General features: G+C 50.6%; 1 protein-coding gene. It reads left to right on the top strand.

Annotated features, from left to right (window positions below; translation table 11 throughout):
* Positions 1–28: 28 nt before the first annotated feature.
* Positions 29–310, top strand: a 282-nt coding sequence (locus tag ACTHS3_RS17585; protein WP_259347899.1) for an antitermination protein N, incomplete at its 3' end; no start/stop codon positions are given.

Below are 310 nucleotides of genomic sequence, written 5' to 3'. Positions count from 1 at the left end.
ACCAAAGCTAACTGACAGGAGAATCCAGATGGATGCACAAACACGCCGCCGCGAACGTCGCGCAGAGAAACAGGCTCAATGGAAAGCAGCAAATCCCCTGTTGGTTGGGGTAAGCGCAAAACCAGTTAACCGCCCTATTCTCTCGCTGAATCGCAAACCGAAATCACGAGTAGAAAGCGCACTAAATCCGATAGACCTTACAGTGCTGGCTGAATACCACAAACAGATTGAAAGCAACCTGCAACGTATTGAGCGCAAGAATCAGCGCACATGGTACAGCAAGCCTGGCGAACGCGGCATAACATGCAGT

It is taken from the genome of Neisseria sp. P0009.S007 (assembly GCF_051962515.1).
This window is presented reverse-complemented; position numbering and strand designations above follow the sequence as displayed.